8 protein-coding genes and 2 pseudogenes are annotated in these 12,865 nt (G+C 61.3%); 3 read left to right on the top strand and 7 right to left on the bottom strand.

Annotated elements, in window-relative coordinates; all coding sequences use genetic code 11:
- Positions 1-3: 3 nt before the first annotated feature.
- Positions 4-771: an SDR family oxidoreductase gene (locus FQ755_RS06345; protein ID WP_144152254.1), complete on the top strand. Its 768-nt coding sequence runs from the start codon at positions 4-6 to the stop codon at positions 769-771.
- A 64-nt stretch (positions 772-835) separates the two neighbouring features.
- On the opposite strand, the gene FQ755_RS06340 is transcribed toward FQ755_RS06345, so the two are convergent.
- The 5 genes and pseudogenes from FQ755_RS06340 to FQ755_RS06320 form a co-directional block, all read right to left on the bottom strand.
- The gene (locus FQ755_RS06340) at positions 836-2,986 is read right to left on the bottom strand and encodes a tetratricopeptide repeat protein (protein WP_144152252.1); all 2,151 of its coding nucleotides are present in this window, start codon (positions 2,984-2,986) and stop codon (positions 836-838) included.
- Between the two features lie 256 nt (positions 2,987-3,242).
- Complete coding sequence (locus FQ755_RS06335; RefSeq protein ID WP_144152250.1) at positions 3,243-3,932, bottom strand: GIN domain-containing protein; 690 nt, start codon at positions 3,930-3,932, stop codon at positions 3,243-3,245.
- 80 nt (positions 3,933-4,012) lie between these two features.
- Positions 4,013-4,084: pseudogene (locus tag FQ755_RS38625) on the bottom strand (hypothetical protein); the annotation flags it as partial.
- A gap of 47 nt (positions 4,085-4,131) precedes the next feature.
- On the bottom strand, positions 4,132-7,116 hold the full coding sequence (locus tag FQ755_RS06325) for an EAL domain-containing protein (protein ID WP_144152248.1): 2,985 nt from the start codon (positions 7,114-7,116) through the stop codon (positions 4,132-4,134).
- 122 nt (positions 7,117-7,238) lie between these two features.
- Positions 7,239-8,015: an N-acyl amino acid synthase FeeM domain-containing protein gene (locus FQ755_RS06320; RefSeq protein WP_144152246.1), complete on the bottom strand. Its 777-nt coding sequence runs from the start codon at positions 8,013-8,015 to the stop codon at positions 7,239-7,241.
- 304 nt (positions 8,016-8,319) lie between these two features.
- On the opposite strand from FQ755_RS06320, the gene FQ755_RS06315 reads away from it, so the two are divergent.
- Together FQ755_RS06315 and FQ755_RS06310 are read left to right on the top strand one after the other, a co-directional pair.
- Positions 8,320-9,600, top strand: a complete 1,281-nt coding sequence (locus FQ755_RS06315; RefSeq protein WP_144152244.1) for an MFS transporter — start codon at positions 8,320-8,322, stop codon at positions 9,598-9,600.
- A 245-nt stretch (positions 9,601-9,845) separates the two neighbouring features.
- On the top strand, positions 9,846-10,202 hold the full coding sequence (locus tag FQ755_RS06310; RefSeq protein ID WP_144152242.1) for a hypothetical protein: 357 nt from the start codon (positions 9,846-9,848) through the stop codon (positions 10,200-10,202).
- A 19-nt stretch (positions 10,203-10,221) separates the two neighbouring features.
- On the opposite strand, the pseudogene FQ755_RS06305 reads toward FQ755_RS06310, so the two are convergent.
- Both FQ755_RS06305 and FQ755_RS06300 read right to left on the bottom strand, forming a co-directional pair.
- Positions 10,222-11,244: pseudogene (locus tag FQ755_RS06305) on the bottom strand (ABC transporter permease).
- 48 nt (positions 11,245-11,292) lie between these two features.
- Positions 11,293-12,825, bottom strand: coding sequence for a sugar ABC transporter ATP-binding protein (locus FQ755_RS06300; RefSeq protein WP_144152240.1), 1,533 nt, complete (start codon positions 12,823-12,825; stop codon positions 11,293-11,295).
- Positions 12,826-12,865 lie beyond the last annotated feature (40 nt).

Below are 12,865 nucleotides of genomic sequence, written 5' to 3'. Positions count from 1 at the left end.
CGTATGACACAGCTATTCGATTTGAAGGGCCGCACGGCATTGGTCACCGGCTCGGCGCGCGGCATTGGTTTCGCGCTCGCCGAAGGACTCGCCGGCGCGGGCGCACGCGTCATCCTCAACGGCACGCGAGCCGATACCGTCGCCGAAGCGGTTGCCCGGCTCGAAAAACAAGGGCTCGACGCGCAGGGCCGCGCCTTCGATGTCACCAGCGAGGCTGCAGTGATCGAGGCGTTCGAACAATGGGATGCGGACGGAATACAGATAGATATCCTTATCAATAACGCCGGCATCCAGTTTCGCAAGCCGCTGGTAGAACTCGAACTCAGCGACTGGCAACGCGTGATCGACACCAATCTCACGAGTGCTTTTATCGTCGCCAAACAGGCCGCGAAACGGATGATCGCGCGTGGCCAGGGCGGCAAGATCGTCAATATTGGTTCGCTGACCAGCGAAGGAGCCCGCGCCACGGTGGGTGCCTACACCGCGGCGAAGGGCGGCATCAAGATGCTCACGCGGGCGATGAGCGCCGAATGGGCGTCGTCGAACATCCAGGCCAACGCGATTGGCCCCGGCTACATCCTCACGGACATGAACCAGCCGCTGATCGAAAACGCCAGCTTCGACGCCTGGGTCAAAAGCAGCAACCCGTCACAGCGCTGGGGCAGGCCGGACGAACTCGTCGGCACGGCGGTGTATCTCGCATCGGCGGCGTCGAGCTATGTGAACGGTCAGATCATCTATGTCGACGGGGGCTGGCTCGCGGTTCTTTAGGCGGCTTGGGCTTTCTATAGAAAGCGACGATTTCCTTCGGATACCTTAGCGAATAAACATATCGTCAGGCTTCCGAAACAAGCGGAACGGCGAATTCCACAGCACACGCCTCGCGCACCCGCTCGACCACCGCTGCCCATTCTTCATCCGCCGCACGCCTGAACAGGCGCACAGTCTGCGGATACCACGGCGAATCGCTGCGCCCGTGCATCCAGCGCCAATCCAGACCCTGACTCGGCAGCATGATCCAGCACGGCTTGCCCATCAATGCTGCGAGGTGAGCGACGGATGTATCCACGCCAATCACCAGGTCGAGCTGCGCGATGATCGCCGCGGTGTCCAGCAGATCCGCCGTTTCAGAGCCGAGATGCAGCAGCGGCTGAGCAGCGGGCGGCGACCTGCCCTCGTCTTCACCCTGACCTTTTTGCACGCTCACGAACTGCACGTGCGGCACGCTCCACAACGGCGCCAAAGCCGCGAGCGAAGGCAGTGAACGGTTTGCGTCGTTATGATGCTGCGGATTGCCCTTCCAGACGAGGCCGATTCGATGTCCCGCTGGCAGCGTCGCCAGCCGCGCGCGCCACGGTTCGACAATCGACTCGACGGGTCGCGGATGATCGACGGGCGGAATCGTGTCCAAGGTGGTGCGAAAATGCAGCGGCGCACTCAGCAAGCTGGTCCAGCAATCGAACTCCAATGCGCGATCCACGGCGCTCTGGTGGTCGATCACCGCATCCACGCCTTCCACCGCAGCCACCAGGCGGCGCAATGGCGCGAGGCAAGCGACAGTAATATGCGCCGCGCCGCGCGCCTTGAGAAGCGGCAGGTAGCGGCTGAACTGCAGGATGTCGCCCAGGCCATCCTCCTGCCACACCAGCAGCGACTTGCCCACCAGCGATTCCCCCTGCCACTGCGGACACGGCAACAGCGAAGGCGTCTTGCGATAAATGAAGTCGGTCTTCCTGTAGCGGAACTCGTAAAGCCGCCAGCCTTCCTCGAACTGGCCCATGCTGATCAGCAACGTAGCAAGCGCGAATTGCGCGTCGGGATAGTCGGCACGAACGGCGAGGGCTCGCCGGTAGGACGCTTCCGCCTCGGACAAGCGGTTGAGTTCCTTGAGCACATTGCCGAGGTTGTAGAGCGCCTCGATAAGATCGGGGCGCAGCGCGAGCGCCTGCCGATACGCGACGGCGGCCTCCTCCCAGCGCTCCTGAACCTGCAGCACGCTACCGAGATTGTTGTGTGCTTCGACGCCCGCCGGATTGATACGCAGCGCCTCGCGGTAAGCCGCTTCAGCCTCGGCCATGCGCTCCAGTTTGTGCAGCACGATGCCGAGGTTGTAATACGCCTCCGCATAGCCGGGATGCAGCTTGAGTGCCTGCCGGTACGACGCTTCGGCTTCGGCAAAACGTTCGAGATCGGCTAACACGCTGGCAAGGTTATTGTGCGCCTCGACGTAATTCGGACGCAGCGTCACCGCCAGCCGGCAAGCCAGTTCCGCTTCGGGCAGCCGTCTGAAGATCTTTAGCACGCTGCCCAGATTATTGAGGGCTTCGGGATACTGCGGACGGACTTTTAGCGCCTGCCGGTAAGCCTCGTCCGCTTCGGAAAGGCGCCCAAGCTCGCGCAGCACGTTGCCCAGATTATTATGCGCCTCGGCGCAATCGGGCCGTACAGCCAGCGACTGACGATACGCCGCCTCTGCCTCGGCAAAACGTCGATGATCGTAGAGCACGATGCCGAGGTTGTAGTGCGCCTCGGCGTAATCGAAGCGCACGGCAATCGCCTGCCGGTACGCCATTTCGGCGTCGTGCAAACGCTTAAGACCGTAAAGCACCGCGCCGAGATTGTTGTACGCCTGCGCCTGGTCGGGACGGATAGCGACCACGCGCCGGAACATCTCCTCCGCTTCGAGCAGACGATTAAGCCCCTTGAGCAGGATGCCGAGGTTGTTGTACGCCTCCACGAAATCGGGTTTCACCGCGATCGACTCGCGCCAATAATTCTCTGCGTCTGCGAACTGGTTTAGTCCCAGTGCTGCGGCCGCGGCCACGTTAAGTGTCTCGACCAGCAGAGGCTCGGCCATACTTTCCCGCGCGTCGAGCACGGCACGCAGCAAAGCCATGGCTTCAGCGAACTTGCCGACGCCACACAGCGCAAGCGCCAACTGATGAGGTTCTGTTTTAGTGGGCGCGGACGATAAGGCCAAAGTCATGGACAGGGGGTCGCTTTCAGCCAGCGGCTGTAAGGTCAGAGAAAGTTTTTCGTCCACGGAGTCCGTTTGCGGATGCGTGGTTGGGGCGTCCCGCCTATCACGGGATCGCCCCAAGAGAAGGTTACGGCAATTGAGAGCCGCACCATGGGACGAAATGAGCGGCTTGGGGTGCGTTATTCAGCGAATGGAATTGGGGCGCGCGGCGGGTGCGGACGGCCACGGCAGCAACGATGTCGAAGTCACCGCCGCGGGCAGCTTATTCGAAGCTGACGTCCCCTGAACCGCCGCGATGGACAACCCGGGTGGCGGGCTTGCCGCTAATCTTCACATCGCCCGAACCGGCCACGTCGACGATAGCCGCGCTCGACGCGTAGGCACGCAGGTCACCCGAGCCATGCACGCTCGCATTCACCGTGCTGGCATGGATGGCATGGACATCCGCTTCGCCCGAGCCGCTAACGGCGACATTCACCGTCGTCGCGCGGCCAGCCGCCACGATCGCGCCGGAGCCGGAGACATTGAGGTCCAGCGAAGCGCCGTTGATGCCCGATGCCTTCATCGATCCCGAGCCCGTTACATTCACGGCATGCAGCGAGGGATTTGTAATCACGACCTTGACGCCTTTCATCTGCGTTACGGAATCTTTGAGCGAGATGGTCAGCACGTCATCGTGGATGGAAGTGAGCAGTAGCGGCAGCACCTCCGCCGGACCGGAGACGATGATCGACGGGCTCGCGCCGACCGAAAAGACCACATCCGCAGGCGCGCGCAGGTCGATACCCGAAAACTTGCCGGCTGGCCGCGTTTCGGTCTGATCGGAGACAGACACGATGCTCGAATCCGTCGAGACGCGCATCATGGCGCCGGAGTTGGCCTGGGCCATGGCAGCACTTGCGAAAATGTTTAAGGCCAGCGCGGCGGCCATTGGAAGTGTGGGCACTTTCATCGTCTTTCAGACTCCTTATTATGGCGAGCGTGCTTGTCGCCGCTCCGGTTGCGCATCATGCGCCTAACCGGCGGAGCGCGTCAAACGCGCCAGTAGATCGAGTCTTTGCGGACCATCAACTGCCCCTCCACCCGTTCGCGCCGTAACGTCGCGCAGTCTTCTCATGCAGTTGCTCGACCCGCTAGCGTAGCGAGAGAACTCAATGCAAATCCGCCCGCACCCGCATCTCGCAGACATCTTCCAGATCCGCTACGGGCTGAACGAGGCTATCCACAAAGCATTGCGTAGCCGGATCGCTGATAAAACTGGCGGCCGAGCCGGCCATCAGAATCGCCGAACATTCTTGCGGCCTCGCAACTACGAAGCCTTGCACATAGTCCACGCCGATTTCCTTGAGGGCTCGCAGCGTATTCGCATCCTCGACCCATTCGGCAATGCTGCGCATGCCGAGATTGCGCGCCAGTGCAACGATCGCCTCGACGATCGCCGTGTCGGCCGGATGCTCGCACATCGTGCGAATGAACTCGCCGTCGATCTTCAGCGCATCGGCCGACAAATCCTTCAGATACTTGAACGAGGTATAGCCCGCGCCGAAGTCGTCGAGCGCGATCTTGCCGCCCATATCGTGAACGCGGGCAATAAAGCGTTGCGTGTTCTCCAGATCGTGCAGCGCGACGCTCTCGGTAATTTCCAGGCACAGGTAACGGATGATCGAGCGATGGCGCGCAAACAACGCGAAGATGTCTTCCATGAACTGCTCGTCGTTAAGCGAGCCGCCACTCAGGTTGACGCACACAAAACGTGTCTTCGACAATGCATGCCGGTTCGTCTCGATCCATTCGAGCACCGTGCCTAGCACCCATCTGTCGATGCCGGCGATGTTGCCTGACTCCTCCGCTGCCACGATCACCTTGCCCGCGGGCAATATCGAACCGTCCGGCGCGCGCCAGCGCAGCAATACTTCGAAATCGAGCGAACTGGTTGGCGCTGCCAGCGACATGATGGGCTGCATCACGAGAAAAAGCCCGCCAGGCAAGCGGTTTTGACCCAGCGTCTCGACCAGCATGAGTTCTTTGGCCCGCTCTTCGAACGCCGCCGCACCCTTGTGATACGTGACCAGATGTCCGTGCGCGGCGCCCTTCGCTTCGCGGCACGCGCCATCCGCATTCGAAAGCGCGTCCTGCACCCGCACGCCATGCGAGCACTCCACAAGACCAATCGACGCCTTCACCTGAAACGCACAATTGCCGACCTGATACGGCGCAGCACTCAGCAAGGTGACGAGTTCGCGGCAGCGCGCAATCGCCTCGTCGATGGTGGTGTCGCTCATCACGCAGACGAACTCATCGCCGCCGATACGCCCCACCGCGTATTCCGGCCGAAACAGCGTGCGGGCGCGCGCCGCAACCTGCTTGAGCACTTCGTCGCCGGCGCGATGGCCGAACAGATCGTTGACGAGCTTGAAGCGGTCAAGGTCGATATAGGCAAGCGCCCATGGCGTATGTTCTTCGCTTTGCGCGGCAATCGCGCGCTCCACACCACGACGATTCAGCGAACCGGTCAGCGAATCGTGATCCGCCAGAAAATGCAGCCGTTCGATGGCGCGCGCGCGCTCCGTCACGTCCTGCAGCGAGCCTTCGATACAGCCGTTCGAGTGCGTCGCCTTGAGCGAATAGCGCCGCTCGCCCGTGCCGCACTCGACGGAACCGCCGAGTTCCAGTTCGCCCTCGCTGCCTTTTTGCGCCAATGCCTGCAATGAACCCCACGCGCCAGGCTCGAAATAATCCTTCCACAAGCGGACCTTGTATTCGGTCTTGCTCAGATCGAGCATCGAACGCAACGCGGGGTTGGCTCGAACGAAACGGCCCTGCTCGTCGAGCGTAAACAAGCCGATCGGCGTGACGTCATAGGTATTGCGCAGCTCCGTTTGCATGCGGCGGCGGCGTTCGCGCTCGGCGCGCATCTGCTCGGCAATGGCAAAGGCGGCCATCATGCTCGACGAGAGCGCCGCAATGACCGGATTCACGCCGCCGAACAGCAGCTTGACGCCGAATGCCGCGCCCAGCACTTCGGAGAAGATCGCAAACAGCACCACGGCCATCGACGCCACGTACCACAGCACGGTGCGCGAACGGGTCATCCTGACGAGCCGCACCAGCAGAAAAACCAGTACGCCCATGCCGATGCAGCTAAACGTCCACATCACCGGGATGAACTTCGCGTAGGGCAGCACGGCCGCGGCGATCAGCAGCAACAAGCCGTCGTACAGTACCGCGCGCAGCATCCAGCGATACCCCACTACCTTCAGTTCACGCCGGAACAGCTGATTGAACAGTGCGCCCGTCAGCAGGTAGTACACCGCAAACGTGTACTGGCGCAGCGCAGGCATGTGCCCGGGTGGAATGATGCGGCCAATCCATTCCATATCCCAGCCCATCGCATTGGCGCAGAGCCGCAGATTGCCGACCAGCCACGCGGCGAAAATCACGTAGGTAAGCTCACGATTGATGAGCGCCGTCACGAACACGAAGATGGCGAGCGTCACCAGCCCACCGGCGATCAGCGCGGAGTTCTCCTGGAACTCGAGTGCGGAGTTGCTGAGTGCTTCGGTATCCCAGGCAAGTACATTCAGGTACGCGGGCCCCGAAAACGTGGCGCGGCAGAGTATCGATGCAAGGCCTGCGGCGGGGCCGGCCGTGTCGAGCGGTAAAGCAAAACCGGCCTTGACCGGGGTGAGTTTGCCGCTGGTGTGGTAGCGGTCGGCGTCACCGAGCGGGGCCAGCGTCGCAGCATTCCAGCAAGCCAAAGTTTGCGCATGGCGCGAGGGAAATTCGATTACGCCCTGATGACCCGGGTTTGCCTTTGGCACCTCGAACAGGAACCAGAAGGGAGATTCGGCGAGCTGCGTGCTGTAGCGCTTCGTGACAGGCGCCGGCTGCAAAGCCTTTAGCGCGGCCAGCGCCTCGGCTGGCGTAAGCGACGCGCTTTTATCCGGAATGACATGCAGGGCGAGCGTAACCGCGCCCGCCGACTGAAATTGTTTGGGTGCCCAAAGCAATGTGGCAATCGTCGCCATCACAATGAGCGACGGTACGACGTAGACGGCGAATGCGTACAGAAGCCAGTCGATGAATGACCCCGCGCGCAAATATCTCGACCGCGAAAAGAACGTCGCCGACTCCATACCAGGAATCCCCCTTATGCGGCAAGCCCCCAGGCGTAGGCGATGGCGGAGCCTCGAAACTCCGCCATCGCCGCTTTAAAGACAACAGCGTTACACGATAGGTGGTCGGCCGTACCGTTGTTTTACCTGCCGTATCCAACATGCGATGCTTCCAGGCATCCTACAGTTTCCGGTCCAAAAGATAAATCCGCGGCCGACAAATCAATGTCGGGGTGATGGGTATGAATCATGAACCGGTACAGCGGATGTCCCGCCGCCGCCCAACGCTCGCGCGCCACCGCCACCGGCTTGGCCATCACCCGGTGTGGCAGACCGCCCACATGCGCCATCGGCAGGAACTCGCGGGCGGCGAACACGTCGTTGAACAGCATGGCTTCATACTCGCGATCCAGCGGCGAACGCGCGGTTATCACCATCCAGTCAACCCGCTGTTGCTCGCAATACAGATACAGCGCCTTGCACAGGCCGATCTTTACCATCCGTCCAATCGCCCCGCCGGCCACGCCCAAACGCGTGGCTTCCGCCATGCGCGTGCCCTGCAGCCAGTCCGGCAGGCGCACCGACTGCTCGACGGCGAGCGGCGCGAATTCGTTGGTCTGAATCCGCATGGTGCCGAGCGGTCCGCCATCCAGCTTCGATTGAGCCAATAGCACGACCGTTCCAGGCTCGTAATCGCCGCTCTCGACGGTCATTTTGTTAGCAAACTCCGGCAAATGCCGGCCGTAGGCTATTTGACGCATCATGACAGCTTTTTGAAGGGACGCGTCGTCCGCGACTATACGGATAGTAAACGGCAGTCTTTCGGTTTTCCTGAGTGGAATCGTCTCTGCGATCTCCGGGTGGGCGGCGTGTTCGTGATGGAGTTCGGAAGCGAATGCTGAAGGATTTGGGCGATCCATTTTATAACCCCAGTTGGCTAGTGAGAGAAAAGGAACGATCGCACCGGGTACGCAACCAATCCGTACTTAGTACGACGAATCTAGCCTCTCACGAACTCAAATAGCCGGGTGAGTCCTACCTAATATTTCTAAAAAACTATCGGATTAGTAAGGACGCCAATCAATTCAGATCGCAGGCACGGAATGGCCTGAAGTCGGTGCGCTCGCCAACATTGAAGCCCCTCGCAAACGCGAAGGTTCGACTTGCACTAAACTTGCGCCCTTTAACAGTGCAGCGGCTGACTGAAGCGCCACGCGAATTCCCATGACCCCATCTCCCGCCGACCCGCCCGACGAGGCTCTCGCCGCCGATATGCCGCTCAGCTTGCCGCGTAGCAAGCCGTTCCAGCGCTTCTGGTGCACGCGGGTACTTTCTTCCCTTTCCTTCCAGATGCTGGCGGTCGCAATGGGCTGGCACATCTACGGGATTACGCACAGCGCCTTTGCCCTTGGTCTGCTTGGCCTCGCGCAATTTCTACCGATGTTCGTGCTAACGCTCGTGGTCGGCCAGATCGCGGATCGTTACGACCGACGCCGCATCGCCGCCGTCTGTCAAAGCATCGAAGCCGTCGCTGCGTTGGCGTTCGCGTGGGGCACCTTCGGCGGCTGGCTGAGCGCTCCCGTCATCTACGGGCTGGCCGCCTGCGTCGGCGCGGCGCGCGCATTCGAATCGCCCGCCGTGTCGTCATTGCTGCCCGGCGTGGTGCCGCGCAGCCACTTGCCGCATGCCACCGCATGGGTGACCTCGGCCGGCCAGACCGCGCAGATCGTCGGCCCCGCGCTGGGCGGCCTGCTTTACGGCGTGGGGCCAGCTCCGGCGTACATAGTCTGCGCGCTCGCGTTTGCGTCAGCGGCGGCGCTGGTATGGGGTATTCCACTACAGGCGAAGCCTGCCGCCCGCGCGCCGGTCACATTGAATTCGGTCTTCTCGGGCATCGCTTTTATCCGCAAACAGCCGGTCATTCTGGGCGCGCTGTCGCTCGATCTGTTTGCCGTCCTGTTCGGCGGGGCGACCGCCCTGCTGCCCGTGTTTGCGCGCGACATCCTGCACGCGGGGCCGTTGGGGCTCGGCCTGCTGCGTTCGGCGTCGGCGGTCGGCGCGCTCAGCGGCACAATCTGGCTTGCGCATTTTCCGCTGCGCAAGCGGCCGGGCGCGGCCATGTTCGGCGGCGTCATCGCGTTCGGTGCGGCGACCGTCGTGTTCGGACTCTCGCATAACATCCTGGTCTCGCTGCTCGCGCTCGCGGTGCTCGGCGCGTCGGATGTGATCAGTGTCGTAGTACGTCTCTCGCTCGTGCAGTTACGGACGCCTGAAGATATGCTAGGCCGTGTCAGCGCGGTCAACGCACTGTTTATCGGCTCGTCGAATCAGCTTGGCGAATTCGAGTCGGGTGTAACCGCCGGATGGTGGGGCGCACAGCCAGCGGTTCTGATAGGTGGCGTGGCGACAATCGCCGTCGCGCTGCTATGGATGAAGCTCTTTCCCGAGCTCGCCCGCGTAAGCTCCTTAGGACACGAAGAAGAGCACCCGGCGGCCGCTTCTTAAGCTATGCCAGGTGAATACACCAGGTATGAGTGTTGCTCGAAGGAGACATTAAGCGGCGTTAAGTAAGGGCGCGTCAAATTTACCGGTCCAATCTCGCTTAAGAAAAAATGACCACGCTTTAGCAGGCTTTAGCAGGAATGCCGCTTGAGGCACTCGAACTGCGAATCGCACTCTAGTGCGAATTGGCAGTCAAACGAGTAGCATTGATTTCACACGGACGTGCAGGACACGTAAACGGAGGAGACATGCAAACCGCTCATCAGGCTCATCATTTCCACCTCGAACTGCGTCACGCAACAGTGCCTACCTATGTGACCAGCTACCTGTTCCCGATTCTGTTGCTCGCTTACGAGGTCTGGCGGGTCGGGCACTGGATTTTCGACTACGGCATGAACTTCTCGAACTTCAGGTACATGGGCTACGAATTTCTGCTCATGCTGACGTTCGTCGCCCTTCAGTTTCTCGTTGAGATCGTATTCCTCGCGTGCGCGGGCATCACCAGACATCCTGACTTCGAACATCGGGTCGCGAATGTGCTGGCAGGCATCGGTTGTTCGTTCGTCGTGCTCGGTTTCGATCTGGCTTTGCAATACGCGCTGTAATTTCTGGCAGTGCCTGAATTCACGCCTTGCGCTGCAAAGCGAACAGCGTGCCGGCCAGCAGGATAAAGGCGCCGATGATCACCTTTTGCCAGGTGCTCGGCACCCCCACGAGGATAAGCACGTTGTTGATCAGCGTGACGAGCACCACGCCCAGCAGCGTGCCGACTACGGTGCCGGTGCCGCCGGTAATGCGCGCGCCGCCAAGAATCACGGCGGCGATCACGTCCAGTTCCGAACCGACCAGATCGAACGGGTTGGCAAGGCGGTTATTGGAGACGTGCAGAATCCCGGCGATGCCTGCCAGCATGCCCGTATAGCCAAATACAAACAGGTGAATCGCGCGCAGGTTGTAACCCAGGCGCTCGGCAATCGCGAGACTACCGCCCATCGCATACACGCCGCGTCCCATCATGGTGCGATTCAGCAGCCACTACGTCACCACCGCCGCCAGCACCAGCGCCAGCACGGAGACCGGCAGCACGGCACGCAGGCCGTCCGCAGTTTGATAGAAGAACAGCGGAATGCGGCCGAACCGATCCATGCTGTGCGGAATGTTCATGAAGAACGTCGTGCCGATAAAAGTCAGCAGGATGCCGCGATACAGATATTGCGTGCCGATCGTCACAATCAGCGAAGGCGCTTTTAGCCGATACACCAGCGCGCCGTTGATCAGGCCGAGCAAAATGCCGCCAACTGCGCCGGTAATCAGGATCAACGCGAACGGCTCGTCGGGCCACCACGCGAACACGGCCTTGGTGATCCCGTACATCGTCAGCGCGCCGATTGCCGTGAACGATACGTCGATGCCACCCGAGGCCAGCACGACCAGCGTGCCAAGCGCAAACAGCGACACGGTGGTGGCCGAGTGCAGCATGTCGAACAACGTCGCCAGCTGGAAGAAGCGCGGATTGATCGCGCCGACCACCAGGCACATCACGACAATCAAGCCGAACGTAAACCACTCGGGTTGGCGAGCGAGTTTGGCCCGCAAACTCAAGGGCTTCACCTGCGGTGCGACGTCGATGACGGTTGGCGTGGTCATGGTCTGATTGATGCGCGGGTTCATGCGGTAACGTCCTTTCAGCTTACTCTATGCGGCTTCCGACAGCAGCGCGTGGTATAGGTCGGCTTCTTTCAACTGGTCGGCCTGATATTCATTCGCGACGCGGCCTTTTTTCATCATCAGAATGCGATCGCAGTTCTGCAGCAGTTCGGGCAAGTCGTCGCTGATCAGGATGATGCCGATGCCGCGCTGCGAAAGCCGCTGCATGATGCGGTAGATGATGTCCTTGGAGCCGACGTCCACCCCCACTGTCGGGCCGTGCAGGATCAGCACGCGCGGATCGATGGCTAGCCAGCGGCCGATCAGCACGCGCTGCTGGTTGCCGCCTGAAAGCGACTGCACGGGCTTATCGACATCGGGCGTCGCGATCTGCAACTCCTTCACGGTGTCAACGGCGAGGCGCTGCGCACGGCTGCGGTCGATCTGGCCGAAGCGGTCGCGCAAGGTCGAGATCATCGCGGTGATGACGTTGTCTCGAATCGATTTGTCGAGAAATAGCCCTTCATTCAGGCGGTCTTCCGGCACATAGCCAATGCGGTGATTCTTCGCGTCCGAAGGCGTATGCAAGACGATGCGCCTGCCGTCCAGCACGATCTCCCCATGCTGCGCGGGCGCCACGCCCGCCAACGCGCGCGCGAGTTCATTGCGTCCGGAATCGAGCAGCCCGGTCACGCCGAGAATTTCACCGCGATGCAGCGCAAATGACACCTCTTCGAACTGGCCGGTGCGCGTAAGGCCGCTCACATTGAGCACCACCTCTTCGCCGAAGCCGCCTTCACGATAGCGTTCGCTCGACAGATGGCGGCCCGTCATCAATTCGCTGATCTGCGCCTTGGTGTAATTAGTGATTGGCCCCTGCGCCATGGTCTGACCGTCGCGCAGTACGATCACTTCGCCGCCGATCGCATAGCATTCGTCCAGCTTATGGCTGACGAACAACACCGTCACGCCTTGCGCGCGCAGATTGCTTAGCACTGCAATGAGATTGTCGACTTCTTTTTGCGTCAGCGACGTGGTGGGCTCGTCCATGATGACGAACCTCGCCTCGCTCGCAATGGCGCGTGCGATTGCCACGAGTTGACGGGTGGCGAGCGGCAGTTGCTCGACGAGCGTCGCCTGGAAATCGGTGTCGCCCGGTAAGCCGACGGCGGCCAGCGCACGCTCGGCGGTCTTTGCGAGCGCGCGCCGGTCGAAGGTACGGGTCAGGCGGCCATTGTGCGTGGCCAGCTCCGAAGTCAGCGCGACGTTTTCGGCCACGCTCATGTTCGGCAGCAAGGAGAGATCCTGATACACGGTCTCGATGCCGGCCGAGAGCGATTCCAGCGCCGTGAGCCGCGCATGCGAAACGCCTTCGATGATGAGCTCGCCCTCATCGGGCGGTTGCGCGCCGGAAATGATCTTGATCAGCGTGCTCTTGCCGCAGCCGTTTTCGCCGAGCAGGTGATAGATCTGCCCGCGCTGGAACGACAGGCTCACGCCGCGCAGCGCGTGCACACCGGTAAAGCGCTTGTGCACACCCACAACCTGCAGGAACGGCACGGAAGCAGCGTCTGAATTCATAGTCCGATTGCAAACCTTCAGAAGTGTGCCCGCGACACGC

The organism is Paraburkholderia sp. BCC1885, assembly GCF_900996235.1.
Lineage (GTDB): Bacteria > Pseudomonadota > Gammaproteobacteria > Burkholderiales > Burkholderiaceae > Paraburkholderia.
The sequence above is the reverse complement of the archived record's forward strand: the minus strand, read 5'-3'. Positions and strand labels throughout refer to the sequence as shown.

What these genes read in the sequence shown, in the direction of transcription:
- FQ755_RS06345 (WP_144152254.1), top strand. Translation starts at nt 4, where the DNA reads ATGACACAGCTATTCGATTTGAAGGGCCGCACGGCATTGGTCACCGGC.
- FQ755_RS06340 (WP_144152252.1), bottom strand. Translation starts at nt 2,986, where the DNA reads ATGACTTTGGCCTTATCGTCCGCGCCCACTAAAACAGAACCTCATCAG.
- FQ755_RS06335 (WP_144152250.1), bottom strand. Translation starts at nt 3,932, where the DNA reads ATGAAAGTGCCCACACTTCCAATGGCCGCCGCGCTGGCCTTAAACATT.
- FQ755_RS06325 (WP_144152248.1), bottom strand. Translation starts at nt 7,116, where the DNA reads ATGGAGTCGGCGACGTTCTTTTCGCGGTCGAGATATTTGCGCGCGGGG.
- FQ755_RS06320 (WP_144152246.1), bottom strand. Translation starts at nt 8,015, where the DNA reads ATGGATCGCCCAAATCCTTCAGCATTCGCTTCCGAACTCCATCACGAA.
- FQ755_RS06315 (WP_144152244.1), top strand. Translation starts at nt 8,320, where the DNA reads ATGACCCCATCTCCCGCCGACCCGCCCGACGAGGCTCTCGCCGCCGAT.
- FQ755_RS06310 (WP_144152242.1), top strand. Translation starts at nt 9,846, where the DNA reads ATGCAAACCGCTCATCAGGCTCATCATTTCCACCTCGAACTGCGTCAC.
- FQ755_RS06300 (WP_144152240.1), bottom strand. Translation starts at nt 12,825, where the DNA reads ATGAATTCAGACGCTGCTTCCGTGCCGTTCCTGCAGGTTGTGGGTGTG.